Source organism: Herpetosiphon sp. NSE202 (assembly GCF_042688385.1).
GTDB lineage: Bacteria > Chloroflexota > Chloroflexia > Chloroflexales > Herpetosiphonaceae > Herpetosiphon.
This window is the reverse complement of the sequence record NZ_JBHUPY010000006.1, coordinates 55374-76325: the sequence shown is the minus strand read 5'-3', so window position 1 is coordinate 76325 and position 20952 is coordinate 55374. Positions and strand designations below refer to the sequence as shown.

Annotated in this window: 21 protein-coding genes, 2 tRNA genes and 1 pseudogene; 5 read left to right on the top strand and 19 right to left on the bottom strand. The window is 51.4% G+C overall.

Annotated features, from left to right (window positions below; genetic code table 11):
* Nucleotides 1-61: 61 nt before the first annotated feature.
* From ACFMKP_RS08285 to ACFMKP_RS08275, 3 genes are all read right to left on the bottom strand, one after another.
* Nucleotides 62-331 carry a hypothetical protein gene (locus ACFMKP_RS08285; protein ID WP_382290814.1) on the bottom strand — a complete coding sequence of 90 codons (270 nt, stop codon included), beginning with the start codon at nt 329-331 and terminating at the stop codon, nt 62-64.
* Between the two features lie 174 nt (nt 332-505).
* Complete coding sequence (locus ACFMKP_RS08280; RefSeq protein WP_382290811.1) at nt 506-2143, bottom strand: glycosyl hydrolase family 18 protein; 1638 nt, start codon at nt 2141-2143, stop codon at nt 506-508.
* Nucleotides 2144-2292: 149 nt separating this feature from the next.
* Nucleotides 2293-2850, bottom strand: a complete 558-nt coding sequence (locus tag ACFMKP_RS08275) for a hypothetical protein (protein ID WP_382290809.1) — start codon at nt 2848-2850, stop codon at nt 2293-2295.
* Nucleotides 2851-2901: 51 nt separating this feature from the next.
* Here ACFMKP_RS08275 and ACFMKP_RS08270 point away from each other — a divergent pair, with 51 nt between their 5' ends.
* Both ACFMKP_RS08270 and ACFMKP_RS08265 read left to right on the top strand, forming a co-directional pair.
* Nucleotides 2902-3564, top strand: a complete 663-nt coding sequence (locus tag ACFMKP_RS08270; RefSeq protein WP_382290807.1) for a cyclase family protein — start codon at nt 2902-2904, stop codon at nt 3562-3564.
* An 11-nt stretch (nt 3565-3575) separates the two neighbouring features.
* Nucleotides 3576-4013 carry a gamma-glutamylcyclotransferase gene (locus tag ACFMKP_RS08265; protein WP_382290805.1) on the top strand — a complete coding sequence of 146 codons (438 nt, stop codon included), beginning with the start codon at nt 3576-3578 and terminating at the stop codon, nt 4011-4013.
* 345 nt (nt 4014-4358) lie between these two features.
* On the opposite strand, the gene ACFMKP_RS08260 is transcribed toward ACFMKP_RS08265, so the two are convergent.
* Nucleotides 4359-4601 carry a hypothetical protein gene (locus tag ACFMKP_RS08260; protein WP_382290803.1) on the bottom strand — a complete coding sequence of 81 codons (243 nt, stop codon included), beginning with the start codon at nt 4599-4601 and terminating at the stop codon, nt 4359-4361.
* Nucleotides 4602-4614: 13 nt separating this feature from the next.
* Nucleotides 4615-4995: a hypothetical protein gene (locus ACFMKP_RS08255; protein ID WP_382290800.1), complete on the bottom strand. Its 381-nt coding sequence runs from the start codon at nt 4993-4995 to the stop codon at nt 4615-4617.
* A gap of 351 nt (nt 4996-5346) precedes the next feature.
* On the opposite strand from ACFMKP_RS08255, the gene ACFMKP_RS08250 reads away from it, so the two are divergent.
* The gene (locus tag ACFMKP_RS08250; protein ID WP_382290798.1) at nt 5347-6312 is read left to right on the top strand and encodes an asparaginase; all 966 of its coding nucleotides are present in this window, start codon (nt 5347-5349) and stop codon (nt 6310-6312) included.
* A gap of 69 nt (nt 6313-6381) precedes the next feature.
* Here ACFMKP_RS08250 and ACFMKP_RS08245 read toward each other — a convergent pair whose 3' ends face one another.
* The 4 genes from ACFMKP_RS08245 to ACFMKP_RS08230 form a co-directional block, all read right to left on the bottom strand.
* On the bottom strand, nt 6382-7548 hold the full coding sequence (locus ACFMKP_RS08245) for a hypothetical protein (RefSeq protein ID WP_382290795.1): 1167 nt from the start codon (nt 7546-7548) through the stop codon (nt 6382-6384).
* A complete protein-coding gene (locus ACFMKP_RS08240; protein ID WP_382290793.1) occupies nt 7535-9046 on the bottom strand; it encodes a glycogen synthase in 1512 nt (503 codons plus the stop codon). The genes ACFMKP_RS08245 and ACFMKP_RS08240 overlap by 14 nt, the downstream gene beginning before the upstream one ends.
* Before the next feature lie 370 nt (nt 9047-9416).
* Entirely contained in the window at nt 9417-9917 is a 501-nt protein-coding gene (locus ACFMKP_RS08235) for a ferritin-like domain-containing protein (protein WP_204756458.1), read from the bottom strand.
* 82 nt (nt 9918-9999) lie between these two features.
* The gene (locus ACFMKP_RS08230; RefSeq protein ID WP_382290791.1) at nt 10000-12306 is read right to left on the bottom strand and encodes a hypothetical protein; all 2307 of its coding nucleotides are present in this window, start codon (nt 12304-12306) and stop codon (nt 10000-10002) included.
* 174 nt (nt 12307-12480) lie between these two features.
* Between ACFMKP_RS08230 and ACFMKP_RS08225 the strand changes: the two genes are divergently transcribed.
* Nucleotides 12481-12879 (top strand): DUF2809 domain-containing protein, encoded by a 399-nt coding sequence (locus tag ACFMKP_RS08225; RefSeq protein WP_382290789.1) that lies wholly within the window; start codon nt 12481-12483, stop codon nt 12877-12879.
* A gap of 4 nt (nt 12880-12883) precedes the next feature.
* Here ACFMKP_RS08225 and ACFMKP_RS08220 read toward each other — a convergent pair whose 3' ends face one another.
* The 7 genes and pseudogenes from ACFMKP_RS08220 to ACFMKP_RS08190 all read right to left on the bottom strand — a co-directional run.
* Complete coding sequence (locus tag ACFMKP_RS08220; protein ID WP_382290787.1) at nt 12884-13252, bottom strand: hypothetical protein; 369 nt, start codon at nt 13250-13252, stop codon at nt 12884-12886.
* 53 nt (nt 13253-13305) lie between these two features.
* A tRNA-Arg gene (locus tag ACFMKP_RS08215) sits at nt 13306-13382 on the bottom strand.
* Between the two features lie 114 nt (nt 13383-13496).
* Nucleotides 13497-13763 carry a hypothetical protein gene (locus tag ACFMKP_RS08210; RefSeq protein ID WP_382290785.1) on the bottom strand — a complete coding sequence of 89 codons (267 nt, stop codon included), beginning with the start codon at nt 13761-13763 and terminating at the stop codon, nt 13497-13499.
* The gene (locus tag ACFMKP_RS08205; protein WP_382290783.1) at nt 13738-14217 is read right to left on the bottom strand and encodes a hypothetical protein; all 480 of its coding nucleotides are present in this window, start codon (nt 14215-14217) and stop codon (nt 13738-13740) included. Before ACFMKP_RS08205 ends, ACFMKP_RS08210 begins: the two co-directional genes overlap by 26 nt.
* Entirely contained in the window at nt 14190-14561 is a 372-nt protein-coding gene (locus ACFMKP_RS08200; protein ID WP_382290782.1) for a hypothetical protein, read from the bottom strand. Before ACFMKP_RS08200 ends, ACFMKP_RS08205 begins: the two co-directional genes overlap by 28 nt.
* Nucleotides 14562-14655: 94 nt before the next feature.
* Complete coding sequence (locus ACFMKP_RS08195) at nt 14656-15075, bottom strand: hypothetical protein (protein WP_382291271.1); 420 nt, start codon at nt 15073-15075, stop codon at nt 14656-14658.
* A pseudogene (locus ACFMKP_RS08190) lies at nt 15055-16026 on the bottom strand (hypothetical protein); the annotation flags it as partial. The pseudogene ACFMKP_RS08190 and the gene ACFMKP_RS08195, both read right to left, overlap by 21 nt.
* Nucleotides 16027-16271: 245 nt before the next feature.
* Here ACFMKP_RS08190 and ACFMKP_RS08185 point away from each other — a divergent pair.
* A tRNA-His gene (locus ACFMKP_RS08185) sits at nt 16272-16346 on the top strand.
* A 307-nt stretch (nt 16347-16653) separates the two neighbouring features.
* Here the strand turns inward: ACFMKP_RS08185 and ACFMKP_RS08180 are convergent.
* The 3 genes from ACFMKP_RS08180 to ACFMKP_RS08170 are packed head-to-tail and all read right to left on the bottom strand — an operon-like array spanning nt 16654 to nt 20952.
* Nucleotides 16654-18387 (bottom strand): alcohol dehydrogenase catalytic domain-containing protein, encoded by a 1734-nt coding sequence (locus tag ACFMKP_RS08180; protein ID WP_382290779.1) that lies wholly within the window; start codon nt 18385-18387, stop codon nt 16654-16656.
* Nucleotides 18384-20492, bottom strand: coding sequence for a phosphoenolpyruvate--protein phosphotransferase (ptsP, locus tag ACFMKP_RS08175; RefSeq protein WP_382290777.1), 2109 nt, complete (start codon nt 20490-20492; stop codon nt 18384-18386). Before ptsP ends, ACFMKP_RS08180 begins: the two co-directional genes overlap by 4 nt.
* On the bottom strand, nt 20479-20952 hold the full coding sequence (locus ACFMKP_RS08170) for a PTS sugar transporter subunit IIA (RefSeq protein ID WP_382290775.1): 474 nt from the start codon (nt 20950-20952) through the stop codon (nt 20479-20481). Before ACFMKP_RS08170 ends, ptsP begins: the two co-directional genes overlap by 14 nt.

Below are 20952 nucleotides of genomic sequence, written 5' to 3'. Positions count from 1 at the left end.
TAGCACATACCTAACACACAAATGTGAATATTCGGCGCAACAAGTCGGTATTAGATCACAATTATTGACTAAGGTTGACTCCTCGCCGACGGAGTTGTTCGACAACCGCAGCCAGCAGTTTAAGTGGCTGCAAGCCCCCAACAAACAACACCTCATCCTCGAACAAGGCAATTGGGTAGGGCCAGCCTTCTTCAGCAAAATACTCAAGTTGGTTGGCGTGCTGTGCTTGTACCGCCGCATCATCAAGATCATAATAGTTGACGCTTACTTGCGCGCCAACCAAACGCTCCAATGAGAGCGCAACATTGGTTGCTACCTTCAACGAAGGCATGCGCGGGCCTCAGCCATAGCCACAACTGGCATCGCTCGAACGCCCAAATATTTCCAATCGATACACCATCAACGACCTAGCTAAAAAAGAATCCTGCTCGCAAAAGTATAGCAGATCTCGATCCGCAACAAAAAACGGGGCAATTTTTGCCCCGTCTTGCTGTAATTAGCTTATTTATTGAACTTGCCAGAGCGCTGGCACATTGGCTGGCTCCCAGCCGACCAGCGAGGTATGGGCTTGCAAACAGGTATAGTTTTTGCCTGCATAACTGACTTTTGCGCCAGCTGCATAGGCTGTGTTGGGTTGCCAAGCAGGCGTGCCAGTGGTTGGCGTGGCGGTTGGATTTGGCCGTGGGGTCGCGGTTGGATTCGGCACGCTAGTTGCGGTTGGATTTGGCCGTGGCGTGGCGGTTGGGCCATTGGCTGGTGAGCCATAGGCTTCCAACTCGAACAACGAAACGCCCCATTCGGTGGCTTTGGAAGTGGTATACACCCGCAGATAGCGTCCAGTTCCATTGAGGCTCAAGTTGTCGTTGCCGCCATCGCCACTGCTGGTGCTATAGATCGTTTGCCAATTGTTGGCATCGTTGGAAACCTGCACCTGATAGCTGCGGGCATAGGCTGCTTCCCAATTGAGAATCACCCGACTCAAGGTATAGCTGCTGCCAAAATCAACCTGCAACCATTGGGGATTGCTCCATGCGCTCGACCAGCGGGTTGAACTATTGCCATCGACCGCCAAACTTGCGCCATAGCTGCTGGCTTCGGTCGATGAGGCCGTAGCGTTGCGGCCACGAGCGATATTCGTGCCATTTGGATTTGGAGTTGGCGTGGCGGTCGGGCCACTATTGCCCATCACCGTGTCGTAGATGGTGCTTACCAGCGATGTACTGTCTTTGGTATCTTGCGACATTTCCCAATACATAATTCCAGCAGCGTGCGTAAGCAAATATTGGGTTTTGCGCCGAATCGTGGGCTGGCCGTTGTAGCAACCATACACGCCATTGACCGTCGCGCAATCGCGGTTGGCGTTATCGCGGTTGGCGGCAACCGCTTGGGCATAGGTGAAGCTTTCGCCAGGCCGCGCATAGAATGGCACGCCAAGCACAGCTTTCGAGGCAGGCAAGCCGCGATTGAGCCAAAAATTCAAGCTATTGATCGACCAATCGTAGTTGGCATGCGGCTCGCCGCCATCGTAGGCCATAATGTTCAGCCAATCGACATAGCCAAACACATCGGCGGCCACGCCATCGGCAGCAGAACCATCGGAAACCACGGCGGCGGTCAGCAATTTGCCTCGGCTATGCATTGCGGTCGATAAGCCACTCATCAAGGCCGAATAATTGCCAGCAGACGAGGCCTTGGGATATTCCCAATCAATATCAACCCCATCAAGATTATATTGATTGACGAAATTGACCATGTTATTGATGAAGTTTGTACGTGCGGTTGGACTAGCACCCAAAGCCTCAAACGTAGCATCAACCGAACTGCCGCTCCAGCCGCCAACCGAAATAAAGACCTTAACATTGTTGTTGTGGGCCAAGGTCACCATTGATTGCAATTTGCCTGGGTTATCCAAACTGCGCAAGCTACCATCGGCGTTGGCCAACAAAAATGCATAATTGATATGGGTGATTTTGCTGTATTGGATGCTATTCACATCGCCTGCCCACGAGGGCATATAGCCAATACTCTTAAAGCCGTTGGGCAAGCTCGCTGCCCGCGCCGCCGGAACCTGCCGCGCCTGAAGATTGAATACCAAAAAGAGCAAACAAACAATACTTATCATTGCAAAACGCCAACGTGCCATACACTGATCCTCCTACAACTTTGGAGTCGGCTTGCTGCTTCGTAATTTCATTGAAATTACTTATTAGCACCTTAGCATAGGCCCAGCCTCAATGTCAAGCATTTTCTTAATAAAATTTTATAAATCCAGCTTTGGGCTGGTTGCTGAAGCTATAGCACGGTTAGCGGTTGCAAGATGGCTAATAATCCTCCTAAGCCATCGCTTGGCGGGAGTTTGGCAATTGGGCTAAGTTGTAGCCAGGTTGCGCGTACCTTATTCACCAATTCAAGATTATGTAAATTTCCACCATACCAATGGTGCCAGAGCAACAGCGCATAGGCCGAGCGCAAGACTGGCGCACGCACGCGCACACTCAGCGGGCTGTAGCGGGCTGGGTGCAAATGCACACGCTGCTCAGCAGCATCGCCCCAGCGTAACACCCAATTTGAACTATCGCTCAAAGTTAATAGTTGATAGTGGTCATTGCTTGCCAGCCATGCTGCATATTCGACTTCAGTTTCAATGCTTTGTTGGTTGAGTTGGGCCAGCACTTGGCTGTTGATGAGCGCTGGAGTTAACTCACCAAGATAGAGATCCATTTGGGAATTGCCGATTTTTTGCAAGCCTGCCAACAAGCTTGTTTGCTCACCCTGTGGCAAGCTTGCGAGGGTTTGTAGCGCCCAACGGGCATGATGTTTCCAGCAATTTAAACTCGTCTGAAGCGCCATCGTTCACCTATGCTATACTCAGCCAACCCTACTTACTACAAGGATCGACCTATGTCACAATTTATCGATCTGAGCCACACTGTTGAAGCTGGCATGATAACCTACAAGGGCCTGCCAGCCCCAATTATTTGCGATTTTCTGAGCCGCGAGGCCTCGCGTAACATCTACGCCGAAGGCACCGAGTTTCATATTGGCAAAATTGAGTTGGTTGCCAATACCGGAACCTACATTGATAGCCCGTTTCATCGCTTTGCTGATGGCAAGGATTTAGCCGAATTAACATTAACCCAAATTGCCGAACTTGAGGGTGTGCTGATTCGCCATGAGCTGGCTCATGGGCGGGCAATCGAGGCTTCGGCATTTGCTGGGCTTGAGCTCAAAGGCAAGGCGGTGTTGGTCAACACCAATTGGGCGCAACATTGGCGCACCGACCAATATTTCGAGGGCCATCCATACTTAACAGCGGCGGCAGCTGAGTTTTTGGTGGAGGCGCAAGTCACGCTTGTTGGCATCGATTCATACAATATTGATGATACCGCCGATGGCAGACGGCCAGTGCATACGATTTTGTTGGGCAACAATATTCCGATTGTTGAGCATCTTTGCCAGCTTGAGCAACTGCCAAATGCTGGCTTTCGTTTTTCGGCAGTGCCCGTAAAAATCAAGCAATTTGGCACATTTCCGGTGCGCGCCTATGCGCGGATTGATGGATAGAGGATTGAGCAATGAGCGAGCAACCAAGCTACGATACGCCCTTGCCACTGTTTGTCTATGGAACGTTACGCACTGGCGAATACAACTGGAAGATTTACCTTGAAGGCAAAACCCGCAGCGAAACCCCAGCGATTGTGCAGCAACACCAACTGTATGCTAACCGCTACCCATATATGATTCCAGGCGAAGGCACTGTGGTTGGCACGTTGGTCGAAATTGAGCCAGCGCTGTACGTAGCAGTGATGCGCGAGATCGATGAGTTAGAGCAATTTAGCCCCACTGGCAATAGTTGGTATTTGCGGGTGGCACGCTATGTTGAGGTTGGCGAGCAACGCATTTTAGCCTGGATGTATTATGCCAGCGAACGAGTTAGCCAACATCTAACCAACGATCACCGAATTGTTGATGGGGATTGGGTAGGCTGGAATCAAGCGCAAAAGCCTGAATAAAGTAGATTCCCTCACCCCCCAGCCCCCTCCTTTCAAGGGTAGGTTTAAAAAAGCGTGGTGGTTAAATATTCCCTCACCCCCCAGCCCCTCTCCCACGAAAACGCGGGCGAGGGGGAGCACCCGTTTTAATCACCAATTCATGCAAGAACCACGGCGTTAAAGCCCCTCGCCCGCGCCACGGGAGAGGGGTTGGGGTGAGGGGATCTTAACAACCTACCCTTGTAAACACCCCCTCTCCCACTGGACGCGGGCGAGGGGGTGCAATCTTCATGCTCTTCGCGGTTTCGCGTGCTTCGCGGTTTCTTCCCTTCGTGCGCTTCGTGGATCAATGGCGAGAATGTAGTTTTACCAGTTGCTCAAGCGCTGAACTAGAAAATCTAGTCTTTCGTCGAAAATTCCTTGACGATACCAAGCATAAATATACGTTACGACATCTGGATCGAGATCCAGCGCAAAATAAACATAATCGGCCATTTCTCTGCCAAGACCAAGACTTTTTAGCCTATGCAAGATTGTTGATGGTTTTTCACCATCAGCGTGCAACTTAATAATCAAGGCGTTGATCATTTCAGGATTTTGTTCACTCATAACAACCTACTTTCTATCCGCGACCAAAAAAATACGTTACAAGTCTATGCTCTATAGCATAGTGATCATCATGATCAAATGGATAAACAAAATAGCCAATACTCCAAGGCAGAAACCTTTCACCACCCAATGGGCTTTGCTTACGCAATGGATCATCACGATCAATAATATAAAAGAATTTAGCATGACATGTACTCAAGTATTGCATTTCTGCAATTACCGCTGGAACACAGGCATAGATAATTCCTAGCTGATTCGCTTGATTCGGTTCAGGTTGATAAGTCATAATCATATCTCTTGATAAATTATTAATCCTAATAGACTGAAATTGCCCAATCCCAGCAATTATATTGATCACATATTGATCAGGATCAAAAATAGTTAATATTTGCATAGCAATCTTTCTTTGATAATATACTGGTACATTGCGTTAACCTCCGCCTGATCCCCTCACCCCAACCCCTCGCCCGTGGCGCGGGCGAGGGGCTTTAATGCCATGGTTCTTACGCAATGCGTCGGTAACAACGGGTACTCCCCTCGCCCGCGTTCAGTGGGAGAGGGGCTGGGGTGAGGGAATGCCACGTATTTCCAATCCAATGAACCAGTATATATAGCCCATAGCCTTCTCCCCTTTGTGCGCTTCGTGGATCAACCAGCGACGATGCTTGACGTGAGCAACAAGCTTGACTAAACTCAAACCTTGAAGCCGAGTTTACGATTCACAGCCTTCGGGCAGGGAGACTCTATGCACAACGTTGTGGTTATTACAACGGGCGGCACAATTTCCACCAAACGCACACCGCAATGGAGCGGCGCAGTTCCAATGCTCAAAGGCGATGATTTTTCGGCCATGCTGCCTCGCGGCGAATTTAACGTCAGCTTTCAAGATTTTACCAACTTGCCAAGCAGCCATATTACCCCAACCATGGCGCTTGATTTAGCGCAACGAATCAATAGCCAATTGCTGGGCGAGGCCGATGGCGTGGTCGTGACCCATGGCACCGATACCTTGGAAGAAAGCGCCTTCTTATGCGATTTATTGATCGATTCGAATAAACCAGTGATTTTTACTGGCTCGATGCGAATTGCCACCGATGTTGGCTATGATGGCGTTACTAATCTGACTGGCGCAATTCGCGCTGCTGCCGCCCCGCAAACCCGTGGGCTAGGCGTGATGGTCGCCTTCAACGATCGCTTATTCTCGGCAGCAACCGTGCAAAAAATCGATTCGCAAACAGTTGATGCCTTTGATGCACCTGGCTTTGGCCCGATTGGCAGCTTAACTGGCGCAACCGTGCGCATCAATCATCAGCCCAGCGGTCGCCACTATATTCCCTGTTCGCGCTTGGCCGAACGCGTCGATTTGATTTATGCCACTCAAGGAGCCGACGATCGTCAATTGCGCGCTGCCATCGACACCAACTCACAAGGAATTGTGATTGCGGCGTTTGGTGGCGGGCGCGTGCCGCCATGGTGGCTACCAACTATTCAAGAAGCGCTCAACAAACGGATTCCGGTGGTAGTGACAACCCGCTGCTTAAAGGGTATTTGCTACGACGAATATGGCTATGTTGGCGAATATCACGATCTCAAACGATTGGGCGTTATGTTTGCCCAGCAACTTTCGCCAGTTAAAGCCCGCATCAAATTAATGGTCGCTGTGGGTGCTGCCGCTCATCCGCAAGAATTACGCGATTGGTTTGCTGAATAATCAAATTCAGCTTAAATAAAAGCGCCCTGCACCATCGAAAACATGGGCAGGGCGCTTTGCTATTTAACCTTATAAACTGGGAAATCGGCCAGCTAAGGCATTGGCAATATTAAATGGATCGCTGGCAACAACGGTTGCGGCGTAGAGCTCCATCGCCCCAATATCCGAGCCACGGCTGTTGGGATCGCCGCGATCAACAATTCGCACGATGGTTGGCAGATTGGCCCACGATTCAGGGGTGTCGGTCAGTGGCGGCAGGGTCATGCTCACATTGAAGCTTTGCACGCCCAACTCAGTCACAAAACAATCGAGCACATGATAAAGCGATTGGGCTAATTCCTGCGGATCGTTGCCAAACAGCACAACCTCTTTTTCCTTAACTGGCGTGAGCGAAACATAGCCATAGGTGTTGTCGCTATGAATATTGAGGCTCAAGCCTAAGGCTCGATGCACGCGCCAAACATCTTGGAAATAATTGCTGTTGTTTTGCAGCTGATATTGCTCAGCAGTGCGCCGCAACATTTCGACCTTGGGATAGGCCATGCCATGCGAAACCGACATTTGGGCATGGCCGTGAATAACCGATGCGCCCGAACGCCAGAGACTATTCCAAATAAAGAATGGATAGATCGCTTGCGGATCGGCGCTATGCACCGCATCGAACCAACGCCCAGCAGTCTGAATATAATCCTCAACCCGTTCGAGATTAAAATTCAATGGATTATGTTGATCGAAGATCAGCACGCCATGCCAGCCATCGAATTTGGCGACGTTGGAAGCGCTAAGGCAATAGCGCCCGCGCACCCGGCCAAAACGATCTTCTGGGGTGCCACTTTCAGGCGTACAAAAACCCGCTTCATCTTGCGGGCCAGCACTAGCAGCGATAATCTGATCAATATCCGATTGATAGCGACCTTGTTGCGGGCGTAGCCCACGAATCCGATTAAAAATTGCTCCATCGAGCGTCCAGAGGTTGGTCACCCGAATAATTTCTTGATGCAAGACAGCTTCGACACTGCCAAAAGCGCGTTCAATCCAGCCATGCATTCGGTCTGGTGGATGAATTGTGCCATGGCTCACATCAACGCGGAACAGTTGTCGCCACAGGGCAGCAACCGAGGGCGGCAAGCCCGCCACCAAACGCGGCAGATGAGTGATCACGGCTCCTCCGTGGTTATTACTAAAGAAGGCTTCTTCAAACGAATCCATAGTCCACAGCGACTCACGAACGCTCATTCGCGTCTCCATAGCTAGCGCGTGGCCGACGCGCTGCACGACTGACGAGGGCTCGGCGATATAGTTCATCGTAGCGTTGCGCCGAACGTGCCCACGACCAATCACAGTGCATCGCCCGCTTAACTGCGGCCTGCCAGAGTTCTTGGTGTCGATACAGCTCTAGGGCACGCATCATGGTGCCATACAGCGATTGACTCTCTGGCTGGGTAAACCCAAACCCGTTGCCGGTTCCGGCATAGGTGTTGATATTCTCAACGGTATCGGCTAGCCCACCAACCGCGCAAACTAACGGTAAACAGCCGTAGCGCTGAGCAATCAGTTGATTCGTGCCGCCTGGCTCAACCAACGATGGCATTAATAAGACATCACTTCCAGCATAACATTGATGCGCCAAAGCTTCATTGAAGGTCAGCGCCAGCGCAACTTGCTGTGGATAGCGTTGCTGCAAGCCGCTGAGCCATTCATGATAGCGCGCTTCGCCAGTCCCCATAACCACCCATTGGAATTGATGATGGCTTAATAATGCTTCGATCGTTTCGGCTAACAGGCCCAAGCCTTTTTGGTCGTTTAAGCGCCCAATGAAACAAAACAAGGGCTTGTTAGGATCAAGCTCCAAGTCTAATTGCTGTTGCAACGCTGTTTTACATGCTTGTTTGCCCGTTAGATCATCGTGGCTAAATGCTTGGGCAAGGTACGAATCAGTAGCAGGATTATAGCGCTGATTGTCAATGCCATTCAAGACCCCAAACAAGCGATCACGCCGATCGCGCAATAATGGGTCGAGGCCTTCGCCAAATGCCGGAGTTAATATCTCACGGGCATGGGTCGGGCTGACCGTATTGATCATATCGGCATAATAGATGCCACGACTCATTAAATCGACCACCCGATGCAAACTTGGCATATCGGAATGGGCAATATAGCCATATTCAGCAATGCCCGCCATTTCTAAAACCCGTTGGCCAAAAACACCGCGATACGCAAGCGTATGAATGGTATAGAGCGAGGCGGTATTGGCAAAAAATTGATCATCACGATACGAGGTGCGCAGCCAGTTGGCCACAATCGCCGCATGCCAATCGTTGAGATGCACAACATCTGGTTGCCAGTCTTGGGCGCGGGCAATTTCGAGCGTGGCTTTGGCCCAAAATACAAAGCGCTCAGCATCACCATCACCAAGGTACACCTCAGGCTGGCCAAATAAACGCTGGTTTTCGACCATCCAAACTTGTACGTTGCTATCAGGCAATCTGGTGCTATACCAGGTTGCTGGTTCGGCAGCATCGGCTAAAGGTACGTTCAGATTGACGTGGCTTGGTTCAAGCTGCCAGCGGGTGGGATCGATATGGCCATAGCGTGGCATTGCCACAATCACTTCGTGACCTAAGGCCTGCAAGGCGCGCGGCAACGAGGCAGCAACCTCGGCTAAACCACCAGTGCGGGCAAATGGCTCGACCTCAGAGGCGAAATATAAAATCCGTAAGGCTTGTTCATTCATGCAGACTGCTTTACGCTGAATTGCGATAAGAAAGCCGCCCGTGCCTTTGTGTGCATGGTCGGCCTCGACTATGCTTGCTATGCTACCACATAGCTATTGCTGAATGCAAACCCGTGGCTAAGAGCATAGAACAAAGAACATAGAACATAGATGGATTGGTACATTGCGTTAACGACGACCTGATCCCCTCACCCCTAGCCCCCTCTCCCGCCCGCGAGGCCAGGGGGAACCACGAGACAAGTGCTCCCCTCGCCCGCGTTCAGTGGGAGAGGGGCTGGGGGTGAGGGCACAAAATCATCACAAAGCGCAAACCCTCTGCTTCAACGCATGAAACAGAGGGTTTGGGCAAAAACGCGATTCAAATTAGCGCTTATTCACCAACCGCTCGCCGATTAATCGTTTTTTCGGCAATTTTGGTGAGATTATGATCAGTTTCGCCTTCTTGATCAAGAATTTTTTGCAAGCGCTCAGCGATGCTATTCATGCCCAGCTGTTTGGCCCAGGTGCGCACACAGCCATAGCCAGCCATTTCATAGTGTTCAACCCGTTGGGCTGCGGCAATCAAGCCAGCATCCATCACTTCAGGGTCAGCCTTTTCTTTCATGAAATCTTGGCCTTCGCGCAAAATCCCTTCCATCGCTTTGCACCGGTGGTCGGCTGGTTTCTTGCCGAGATCGGCAAAAATATCATCAAGCGTAGCCCGTTGGACTTTGGTTTCTTCCAGATGCTTTTCAAAGGCAGCCCGCAATACAGGCGCGGTCGCTTGCTTGGCCATCAGTGGTAAGGCATCAAGAATTTGGGTTTCTGCATCGTAGAGATCGCTAAGATGTTCATGTAACAGGTCATCGAGTGTTTTAAGGGTGGTCATCATCGTCCTCCATAGGAATCACAAGATCATCTTCTATGCAATTTTGTAAAGCAACAATCGTACCACCCCGATTCTTCAGCCATGTTTATTGGTCGGTTCGAGCCATCGTCAGCGGCACATACAGCTGATACAGCGGGGCAATTGGCGTTGGCGAAATTGTCGCGCTTGGCGAGCTGGTTGGCGTTGGCGTGTTGGTTGGCGTTGGCGTGTTGGTCATGGTCGCCGTTGTTGTGCTGGTCGCGGTCGTAGTCGGCGTGCTAGTCACAGTCGCGGTGTTGGTCGGGATTGGCGTATTGGTTACGGTCGCGGTGTTGGTTGGCGTTGAAGTATTGGTTGGCGTTGGGGTTAATTCTGGGCTGGCAAAATTGAACACGGCAACCCCCAACGAATCAATTTCGCCGACTTTGCTAAAATCGCCAACTGCATACAAGCGGTTATAATCGACCGCAAGCGTGCGAACCGCCCCATTTGGATAGCTTACCAAAGCGCTAAAATTGCTGCCATCAAAGCGAGCAATTGGCCCAGTTGTCATGCCATCGACCTGCATAAAATCGCCGCCGATGTACAAGCCGCCGCCTTCGAGGCCTTGCATGGTGGTAATTGGCCCATCAAAGCGCGCTATTTGGATCAGATTCAATGCTTGATCAAAGCGATACAAGTAACCAGCAGCATTGGCCATATACAGCTCATTATTCCACGTGACAAAATTATGGTCGAGTTTGGGCAAGCTAGGGCTTTTCACATCTTGCCAGTATGTCCCATTCCAGCGCGCAAGATCAAGAAAATAGACCCACTCTAAGCCACGCAGTTCAAATTTATAGAATTGGCTTTGATGGACAAAAATTTGTTCTTGATGGGTTGAAAACCATTCGCCAGCGATGCGTTGGCTAAGCGTTTGACCATCAAACTCAACCAACCCCGTAATTGGCAGATTCGCTTGCAATGGGGCAAGATAGGTAAACAGCTGCTGGCCAGAACGATGCCAATTAATGTGCCCAGTTGTGCTCAGCACGCCACTTTGCCAAGCATTATTTTCCCAATGCCAAATATTGCTCGCTGGCGCAGCGCTACTCAAAGCACGGGGATACTCCAATAAAACATAGGCTTGTTGGCCCAAGGTGTGCACTTGGGCTTCACTAACAGTTTTATCGCCAGTCGCCAGCAGATTCCATTGATTGCCACTCCAGCGTTGAATCGTGCCCGAATTAGTGGCAGTCACATGCTTGGTCGTAATCATTGGTTGGCCAAGATCGCCAGCGATAGCCTGAACATTCTGCTTGCCAATAAAACTGCCTAGCGCTTGAGCAGTGCTCCCATCCCACGCAACCAACTGCTGAGGCTGACCATCAAGCGTCATATGGCCACCAAGATAGAGCGTTTCGCCCTCGGATGCCAAGGCACTAAGCTTGGTAATCTCAAAGGGCAATTGAGCTAGAACCCATTGATCTTGGTTCAAAACCCAAAGCTGATTGCCACTTTGCATATACAACGTATTATCAAAGCCAACCAATCCATTAATCGGCCCAGGATGGGTTGGCCCAATCAGCTGCAATTGACTATTGTGCCAGCGATACACTTGGCTTGGATAGGGAGCATCCCACGCTTGGCTTATAAGATACGTGCTATCGCTAATTGTGTAGGTTTGACCATTCATCCGCGACCAACCAAGATCGATTGGAACCCATTGATCCTGTTCAAGCCGTGCAAGCTGTGCAGGTTGGGAGTTAAACTCCCAGAATTCGCCGGCAGCAACTAATCCCTCAGGAGTGCTGCTAAAGCTGTTGACCGTATTGTTGAACTCGATAGGTTGGGGTATCACTGTTCCATTCCATTGCGCAATCCCAAATGACTGAATCTGATTAAAGAAACTAAAGTTGCCTCCAATGTACAGCGTATCACTATAAACATGGAGTGCATGCACAATTGGCTCGGCGGCAGCGTCATCCAAAGTTCCAAGAATGCCTGAACCAAACGCTTGGAAGCCAGTACCATCCCAAGCAGCAATATGATTGATTTTGCGATTTTGCAGGTTCGTAAATTGGCCAGCAACGTAGAGCGTATTGCTATAGGTTGCAACTGCACGAATTTTATTAATATCATCTGTATGCAAGTTATAATTTGTCCAGGTTGCGCCGTCCCATTTGGTTAACCCATTGATCGCTTGGCCATTAACCGAATGAAAATCACCAAGCACATACAGATCGCCTTTTTGATCGAGGGTTAATGATGAGATCGTGGCTGGTTGTTGCAAGTTTTGGCCAAAACTACTATCCCAAGTACCGTTTATTGGTAGGCTGCTGGCTGGTTGGCTCGCATTCACGCCAAGCAGGCTGCTCAGCGCAAGCAGCGCCATAATAACAAGGCCAATTGACAAACGCAGAGTAGAACGCATAGTTAATCGTATCCTCTCAATTAAGCATATAATCCTCGTTTGAGGATACTAAAGCAGCGCCAACATGTGCGCACATTTTCCTGCATCGCTAGGCGCTGGTCAATAGGCAAATAGCTAGCTGAATAGTTGCTATTGCTGAGGCATAACTCAATCGATGAATACTTGGAGCAGATTTTGATCAAGCCAACAATCCGCCGAATCATCGTCCTTGGTGTGATTATCCTCTGCGGCATTGGATCGCGACTGATTGCAACCGGATTCGCATTATTCGACAATTATCTTGGCGATGCGTTGTATGCTGCTATGCTGTTTATGCTGCTGCTTGTGCTTGCACCGAGGTTGAGGCTCGCCAAGGCGGCGCTGATGAGTTTTGCGGTTGTGGTGCTGATTGAGCTATTTCAACTGACAACCATTCCGCTCGCTATGCGCAGTCATGAGAACAGCCTATTGAGGCTCATAGCGATCGTCCTTGGCACAACCTTTAATGGCTGGGATCTGGTGAGTTATGCAATTGGCATCGTGCTATTTTTCGGCTATGAAGCCTATTGGGCTAGGGTTGAAGCAGCGCAATGAAGCATTATGATGAGACGATATGCGCCTGCTCACGCCAAAGCCATGCCAGAAATGCCGAACCATAATAGTGACAGCCTTGCGCAGTTGTATCAATTGGATGGGTCGCAATCTGCTCAATCGTGATGTAAAGCCCAACAAACAGCACCCCATCGTCAGCAAGTTGCTGCCAACAAGCTTGCATGCCTGCGCGCAGCTGAGGAAACCAGATCAAAGTTGGCGCAACTGCTGCCTGTGAAGCTACTACCATCAACCTATCGCTCGTTGGCTCATTGACTACATGATAATCAAAAGCACACCAAAATGGCCTGCCAGCATAATTAATTCTGGGAGCAAAGCGGCCACTCAATGGTGCGGTAATGCGCCAGCGCTGCATAGATCACTCATTTGCTTTTGGATTTGTCCGCTAAGGTTTGGAAAAGAAGGGATTGGCACGGACGGCGGGACTCGAACCCACGACCGTCGGTTTAGAAGACCGATGCTCTATCCAACTGAGCTACGCCCGCCAATGTTGAGGGATCATGGCTTGTCACGACCCCTAGAGTATAGCATATTCTGGGCACGTGGTGAGCAAGCCTAAACCCTAATATTCCATGATGGTTCGTAATCAGTATAGCCCTTTAATTCATAGCATTGTAATGGCAGGCATTCAATTGCCGCCCAAAGCAGACTGCCAAAGCAGCAGGCATTGCTGCAAACAGATGCACCAGCGGCGAATCTTGCGCCAATAATTCGCTGCGAAAAAAATGGGATAGCGCGCTCGCTTGCAAACTTGATTCAATATCAAAACGTTGCTGATCGGCTTTGGCATACAGGTTGCGCTGTTTGAGCTGCTGCCGGAGTTGCCGTTCAATATAGCATTCAATTGGGCTGGAGTTGCCGTTCAATATAGCGTTCAATTGGTTGGATGACTTTGGCGACTGGTTGGGTAATTGCCCATTCCATGCTTACAGCTTGACCTTGATTAAGCATGCTGGTTTGGGTTTTTAGCCCATGAGCAATGCCTTGGGCATTGCAATTCCACCATGTCAGGGCATTGTTAAAGCGATTCGCCACCCACATTTGGGTTGGGCCATCTACCTTGGTGTTGAAGGTTGCGCCAATCAGCAGCGCAGCGGTTAAATGCACCTGCGGCAGAATCAACAAGCGCTCAATCGCTTGCCCAACAATTGCATTTTTAACATCAATAAGCGCCTGCTGAATAACCGGCCAAGCTGCGTTATCAATGGCATAATCCTGCGTCCAATCGTTCCAATCGAGGGCGATATGCGCGCCTTTGGCTGGGGCAGCGGTTTGAGTGGTTGCCAACAGGCTCAGCCACGAAGGATTATGTTGGCGCATAAAGCGCTGAAAACGAGCTTTAACAACGCTTGCGCTATCTGCACTGGGCTATGTTGGTCGAGTTGCCAGCTCTGTTGCAATTGCTCAAACGCCAAATATTGAAAGCTCTCTGCTTCACGCACTTCGGCTATTTCAATGCCATCACACACCAACCACCATGGAGTTTCGGGATGTTGTTGCAGATACAGAATCGCTACCCCAAGCGGCTGATCAATGCTTACTTTGAGTGAATCGAGATAGAGCACAACTCCTTGACTAGCAGCGATGGATTCACGAATAGCGCTTGCTGCATGGCTAGGATCACGGTCGATACCTAAGCCACGCACTCGACATTCACGGGCCAAATCTTCCCGAGCAGGCTTGCTATTTGGGCAAGCCACAGGCTAAGTGGGCGACTTTCAGCATGATAGATTGGCTCAAATTGGTTCACAAAACCTCCTACTTAATCTTGCGCACCAGCGGCGACCAAACCCGATAGCCATTGGCAATAATGCTGGCTTGCACGCTGCGACTATTAATTTGGGCTGTATTAACAATGACGCGGCGCTCATTGGTGCTGACGGTGGCGCGAAAGCTAATCACGGCGCTCTGCGAATTGGGAATTGTGCCGCTCCATTGCACGCTGTTGTTGCTAATTGTTGGCGCTGGCAAGTTGCTTGGGTTGATTGTGGCGCTGGATGGAACGATCGTCAAGCCAGCTGGCAATTGATCGTTCATCGTTTGCGAGCTACCTGTGCCAACCACAGTAATCGCATAGCGCAATTGTTGGCCTTGATCAACGCCACCAAATTCGGCAAGCTTGCTTGGTTGCGGTGCGGCACTAGCTACAACCGCTGCTGAATCGGCGTTAAGTTGCAAACTTGAGCTATCAACGGCCTCGAAATGCTCGCCCCGTATTTGATCAAATGCAGCGCCTAAATCCTCATCATTCCAATTTGGATGTGGCGCGCCGGAAATATACCAATCCGAGCCATTATCGGCCACAATGATGCCATAACGCTGCATGGCCCGTAAGATAACTTGCACCTCGCTGGAAAAGCCCGCAATATCGAACGAGGATTTAAGCCGAAAACGCATGCCCATTGGTGGCACATTCAGGTCAGTAATCGATGAAGCAAAATGGCGGGCGGGCCAAACATAGGCTTTTTGCGAACGCTGAATCGTAAAGCGAATTGCATGGCGAATTTCGCCCGCCTGAACCTCTTCGTAGCGCACTAAACCAGGCAAAATTGGCAAGCCCGCTGCATCTGCCGAGGTCCAGCCTGCAGGCCGCAGCGCATTCGAACGTAAATCGAAGATCGCGCCATTGCTGACATTCCAGGTTGTATCGTTGATCTTGGTTGCATTGTACAGTTCGTAGAGTTTGCACTCACCTTCGCGCACCACCAACACATGATGGTCGCTGCCATGTTCGCGCGGCGCGTTTGGTGGCACGGGATATTGGCCTGCGCCAGTGGTTGGGTCGCTCTCATCGGGATAATCGACGAAATTAACGTTTACAGTTGGTTGATTGGCGGGTACAACCACAAATGGAATGCCAATTGCGCCGCCATTCCATTGGCCTGCGCCAAAATCGGGGTGCAAACTTTCGCTCGCGCCAATGCTGGCAATATACTGGCTCGAACGCGGGTGCACAGGCAAATTGTCGATTGGCGTGTTCCAAATATTATCAAGCGGAAAAACTGGGCATTGACCAATAGTTGGCGAGCTTTGGGGAGTTGGCGGAAAATTGGTCGGATTGGCGGGCATGCTCTGGGCACTTGGCGGCCCAGCCCAATTGGAACTGCAAGCAGCAATCAAGCCAACCATTAAACCAACAACAAGTATGCGACGCATCAAGGCCTCCTTTGGTTTTGCTGCGGATACAACGCCATGGCCAGTCTATCACAGGCTTTTTGGGCTGTCGCTAGCCAATTTAGCCAATAATTTAAGCTGATTTTTACCCGCAGCTCAACCAAGCGCATGCCACTGGTCGAGCCGCTTGGAGCAATTTGACATGCCAAGCCAATCGTGCTATAATCCTAACGCCTTAGTAACTGAGGCAAAAAAATGTGGTGGCTGTAGCTCAATGGCAGAGCGCCTCACTGTGGCTGAGGATGTTGAGGGTTCGAGCCCCTTCAGCCACCCCATTCAAACGACACCTGATTAGTTTTTGCTAATCGGGTGTCGTTTTTTTAAGCAGCAAAAACATCAAGCAAAAAAAGCCTGTTCCTTAGCAAAGAAGGAACTGGCTCAAGCGTTAGGCGCATTGGTTCATTGGGTTGGCAATCGCATTCCCTCACCCCCCTCACCCACTGAACGCGGGCGAGGGGGTGTCAACTGTTTTTCACGATGGGGGTGAACCACGGCGTTAAAGCCCCTCGCCCGCGCCACGGGAGCGGGGTTGGGGTGAGGGGATCAACGTGATAAATGCTTACAGTTAGGCGCTGGGCAGTTTTAGCCTCGCCAGAAATGCTCGATCAAGGCCTGTTCTGCTTCAGGATTCCAAACATTGCCCGCGCCAAGTTTGGCGGCTACGTCAGGGCAAATGCTGTGCAATTGATCAACTCCGGTCAATGGCAAGCCACTCAATTGGGGGAAAATCACGACTTTGCCTGCATAGGTGCCGGCCATCATCGCTTTCACGCCATCAAGCGCCGCTTCAATGCCACCAACTGCCGCCACCGAGCGATTCGGCGATAGCTCACCAGCTAAGGTTTTTTGAATCACCGTGGCTTGGTCGCTAATCCGCGAGCCAGATGTGCCAGTAAATTGGGCATTGGCCAAATAGACATTGCTCAAATTCAATGGCGCAAAAGTGCCATTCGGCACGCCCGCAAACAACACCAACATACCATTTGGCGCAAGCAAGGTCGCTGCATCGCCCATCAATGGGCCGCTTGGCACGCTCACAATTACATCATCAGCGCCCAGATCGTTGCTTTCGAGCATAACCGTGGCATGCAACGAGTTTTCAACGGTTGGGTTGATTAAGACCAAGCGTTTGCCTCGGGCCTTAGCCAAGCTGCCAAATAAGCGATCTAAGGCTTGTAAACGATCATCATTCACATCAGTTGCAATGATCGTGCGTGGCCCATTCGGCAATTCAATTGCCCGCTGGACGTGCATTTGGCCCATCGGCCCACCAGCGCCAACAAAGACCGCCACGCCATTTGGTTGCAAATCGCAGCGATTGCGTTGCTCGCCATAGGCAGCGCTAATCTCGGGGCCGCTTGTACCAACATAGGCAATATAATCGTAGTGAATGCGCCCAACATCAATCTCTGGCAAGCCATCAAGCGCAGTTTGGCCAACCAAATTAAACGTGCCACGGCGGGCAACCAAGCGGGCGGCGGCGCTAATTTGGTTAGCAGAACGTGGATCAAGCACAATCACATCGTCAAAGCCTTGGTTGCTGGTCAATTCGCTGCGTAGCGCGGCGTAATCATCAATGCTCAGGCCATCGCGCACCAGAATTTCGGCCTTGCTGGTTTGCTGCACAAGTTCACGCACTTGCTGCGGCACATCAGTCAAAATAATGCGGGCTGGCGCAGCGAGGCCACTGCTAAAACTGTAGCTGGTTCGATCATCAGCGTTGCCAATAATCCACAGCGTGCCACCTTCCTTGAGTTCGAGGCGGCGGCGCTGGGTGTAGGCTCCCTCGACACAGGCCCATGGCTCGGTCAAGGCGGTTTCGGCGTAGCCCATACCCGTGCCAATGGGCAGCACATAGGCTCCATCGTCTGCATTCAGCACTTCATCGCCAAGCACATGAAATTGGGTCAGGCCACCAGGAATCGTGTAGCCATAGGCCGTGCTCATGCCATCTTGGTAAATATCTGGCTGAATCGCCAAACGCTGGCCTGGCTGATAATCGGCTTGCAGATTTTTGCCAACTTTGAGCACGGTTAAGGCTGCTTCGTGGCCCAAACGGGTTGGCTCGCTGGCCAAATCGCGATTATACAGCTTGGGATGGCGACCACCCTGCTGAATTAATTTAACATCGGAGAAGCACATGCCGACCGCATCAACCCTCACCAATAGCTGGTTATCGGCTGGCTCGCTGACGGCAAACGTTTCAGGTTGGGCATCGCGCCCAATATTTTCAACCCCAGCCCCATACATATTCCAAGCAACCGTAGTTGCAGCAATCGGGGCATCGGGTGCTTGATAGTTATCAAAAGTGGTCATTGGTCGAACGCTCCTTGGCGTACTTCGGCGGCAGTGGCACAGGCCAATGCACGGCGGGCAGATGTTTGGCACTGAGCAAAGTTCAATGCCCGAATTTGGGCTTTAACAGTAGGAATGGCGGGCACGCTGACGCTTAATTCATCAACGCCCAGCCCAACCAAAATTGGCACAGCTTGCGGATCAGCGCCCAACTCGCCGCAAACCCCAACCCATTTGCCAGCAGCATGGGCCGCCTCAACCGTGCGCGCAATCAACCGCAACACCGCTGGGTGTAAACCATCTGCTTGGGCAGCCAAGGTCGGGTGCGTACGATCCATCGCCAAGGTATATTGGGTCAGGTCGTTGGTGCCAATTGAAAAGAAATCGACTTCATTAGCCAAAAGATCAGCCATCAAGGCCGCTGAAGGCACTTCGATCATAATCCCGATTTCAATCGGTGGCAGCTGCAATTCAGCCCGAATGCGCTCGATTTCAGCCTTAGCAGCGCGTAATTCGCCAGCATCGGCAATCATCGGGAACATAATTCGCAAGCGGCCAAAGCTGGCAGCGCGCAAAATGGCCCGCACTTGGGTTTGCAGCAACTCAGGGTGCGCTAAGCACAAACGAATGCCGCGCTCGCCCAAAAATGGGTTTTCCTCGGTGGGCAAGGCTAAGTATGGCAAGGGTTTGTCGCCGCCAATATCGAGCGTGCGCACAATTACTGGTGCTGCGCCCATGGCTTGGGCAATCTCGCGGTAGGTCGCAAATTGTTCATCTTCGGTTGGGGCTTGGGTGCGCTCCAAAAACAGAAATTCGGTGCGCAATAAGCCAACCCCATCAGCCCCGAGGGTGGTGGCTTGTTGGGCCTCGTTGAGGCCGCCAATGTTGGCGACAACCTCGATATGCTGACCATCAACGGTCGTGGCTGGCAGCTTGGCGCTGCTCATGGCCAAGGCTTTGTGCTCACGCTCGCGTTGCTGGGCGGTTTTGGCAGCAGTAATCGCCTCTGCCGCTGGGCTAATTAATAACGTGCCAGCAGTGCCATCAAGAATCACTTCGGTGCCAGTGGCCAATTCCAAGACGCTTGGCCCTGCGCTAATCACTGCCGGCAAGCCCAAGGCGCGGGCCAAAATCGCCGTATGGGCATTCGGACCACCCACAGCGGTGCAAAAGCCCAGCACTTTGGCAGGATCAAAAGCTGCGGTTTCCGAGGGCGTAAGATCATAAGCAACCACAATCATTGGCTGCTTGGTTTTGGCCCAATGTTCATCGAGGCTAGCGGCTTCGGCTCCGGCCAACAAGCGCAGCACGCGCTCACCAACGTCGCGCAGATCGCTCGCGCGCTCGGCCAAAAGTGGATCGTCAAGTTGGGCAATTGCCTCAGCCTGTTGATTGATCACTGTTTGCCAAGCCACCGCTGCCGCCTGCCCAGCCTGAATCGCGCCATGCACTGCTTCGAGCAACGCTGGATCGGCCAGCAGATCGCGGTGAACATCGAAAATTGCCGCTTCGCTGGCATCGGCCCGCAACAACACTTGTTCGCGCAACGCCACTAGTTGCTGTTGGGCGGTGCTCAAGGCTGCTTGCAAATGCTGTAGCTCGTTATCAACACCGCTAAATGTGTGGTTAATTTCAATTCGTGCTCGTTCGTAGCGCAAAATTGGGCCAACCGCAATCCCAGGCGCACCAGCAATCGCTTGGATGTTTGCACCAGCCTTGATTGGTTCGGCACGAATGGGGCCTATTACGGGCACAACGTCAGCCACAGCAATGCTTGATTCGGCGTGACTATGGCCGTTGTGCGTGCCATTGCCGTTGCGAGCAGCAGCCAAAGCACTATTGACGCTATCATGGGTTTCGGGGCCTTCGCCTAAGCCTTCACGCACGGCGGTTGCCAATGCTTCAGCAGCGAGCGCTTCATCTTCACCATTTATGTCAATTTGAACCGCTTGGCCACAACCAACACCTAAGGTCAAAATTGCGATCATGCTTTTGGCGCTAACTCGCTTGTTGCCAGCTCGAATATGCACGGTCGATTTGAATTGTTTTGCAAGGTCGACCAGAACTCGGGCAGGCCGCGCATGCAGACCTGCCGAGTTGTGAATCACCAAATCAAGCTCCTGCATGATGCCTTTCCTCGTCGTAGGCTTCTTCCTCACGCGCTCGCCCTAAGTGCTCAAGAATTTGCAACGGATCGCTGGTTTGGGCTAAATGCTGGACAATTTGCTCATCCTCGATCACTTCGGCCAAATTGGCCAACACGCCAACATGCTCATCGGCGTTGGCGGCAATCCCAATCACTAAATAGGCTAACTCGCCTGGCTCCCACTCAACGCCAGCGGGAAACTGCACCACAGCGATGCCAGTGCGCAGCACATCAGCCATATTTTCGTGCTGGCCATGCGGAATCGCCACGCCATTGCCAAGATAGGTCGAGATGACTTGTTCGCGCTGCAACATACCAGCCACATAATTAGCCGAAACACAGCCGCTGGCAACTAACAAGGCTCCAGCTTGTTGAATGGCCTCGTGTTTGCTGGCAGCGCTGGCTCCTAGCCGAATGGTTTCGCTCGATAAGATTGCCAT

What these genes read in the sequence shown, in the direction of transcription:
- ACFMKP_RS08285 (WP_382290814.1), bottom strand. Translation starts at nt 331, where the DNA reads ATGCCTTCGTTGAAGGTAGCAACCAATGTTGCGCTCTCATTGGAGCGT.
- ACFMKP_RS08280 (WP_382290811.1), bottom strand. Translation starts at nt 2,143, where the DNA reads ATGGCACGTTGGCGTTTTGCAATGATAAGTATTGTTTGTTTGCTCTTT.
- ACFMKP_RS08275 (WP_382290809.1), bottom strand. Translation starts at nt 2,850, where the DNA reads ATGGCGCTTCAGACGAGTTTAAATTGCTGGAAACATCATGCCCGTTGG.
- ACFMKP_RS08270 (WP_382290807.1), top strand. Translation starts at nt 2,902, where the DNA reads ATGTCACAATTTATCGATCTGAGCCACACTGTTGAAGCTGGCATGATA.
- ACFMKP_RS08265 (WP_382290805.1), top strand. Translation starts at nt 3,576, where the DNA reads ATGAGCGAGCAACCAAGCTACGATACGCCCTTGCCACTGTTTGTCTAT.
- ACFMKP_RS08260 (WP_382290803.1), bottom strand. Translation starts at nt 4,601, where the DNA reads ATGAGTGAACAAAATCCTGAAATGATCAACGCCTTGATTATTAAGTTG.
- ACFMKP_RS08255 (WP_382290800.1), bottom strand. Translation starts at nt 4,995, where the DNA reads ATGCAAATATTAACTATTTTTGATCCTGATCAATATGTGATCAATATA.
- ACFMKP_RS08250 (WP_382290798.1), top strand. Translation starts at nt 5,347, where the DNA reads ATGCACAACGTTGTGGTTATTACAACGGGCGGCACAATTTCCACCAAA.
- ACFMKP_RS08245 (WP_382290795.1), bottom strand. Translation starts at nt 7,548, where the DNA reads ATGAGCGTTCGTGAGTCGCTGTGGACTATGGATTCGTTTGAAGAAGCC.
- ACFMKP_RS08240 (WP_382290793.1), bottom strand. Translation starts at nt 9,046, where the DNA reads ATGAATGAACAAGCCTTACGGATTTTATATTTCGCCTCTGAGGTCGAG.
- ACFMKP_RS08235 (WP_204756458.1), bottom strand. Translation starts at nt 9,917, where the DNA reads ATGATGACCACCCTTAAAACACTCGATGACCTGTTACATGAACATCTT.
- ACFMKP_RS08230 (WP_382290791.1), bottom strand. Translation starts at nt 12,306, where the DNA reads ATGCGTTCTACTCTGCGTTTGTCAATTGGCCTTGTTATTATGGCGCTG.
- ACFMKP_RS08220 (WP_382290787.1), bottom strand. Translation starts at nt 13,252, where the DNA reads ATGCAGCGCTGGCGCATTACCGCACCATTGAGTGGCCGCTTTGCTCCC.
- ACFMKP_RS08205 (WP_382290783.1), bottom strand. Translation starts at nt 14,217, where the DNA reads ATGCGCCAACATAATCCTTCGTGGCTGAGCCTGTTGGCAACCACTCAA.
- ACFMKP_RS08180 (WP_382290779.1), bottom strand. Translation starts at nt 18,387, where the DNA reads ATGACCACTTTTGATAACTATCAAGCACCCGATGCCCCGATTGCTGCA.
- ptsP (WP_382290777.1), bottom strand. Translation starts at nt 20,492, where the DNA reads ATGCAGGAGCTTGATTTGGTGATTCACAACTCGGCAGGTCTGCATGCG.
- ACFMKP_RS08170 (WP_382290775.1), bottom strand. Translation starts at nt 20,952, where the DNA reads ATGGCAATCTTATCGAGCGAAACCATTCGGCTAGGAGCCAGCGCTGCC.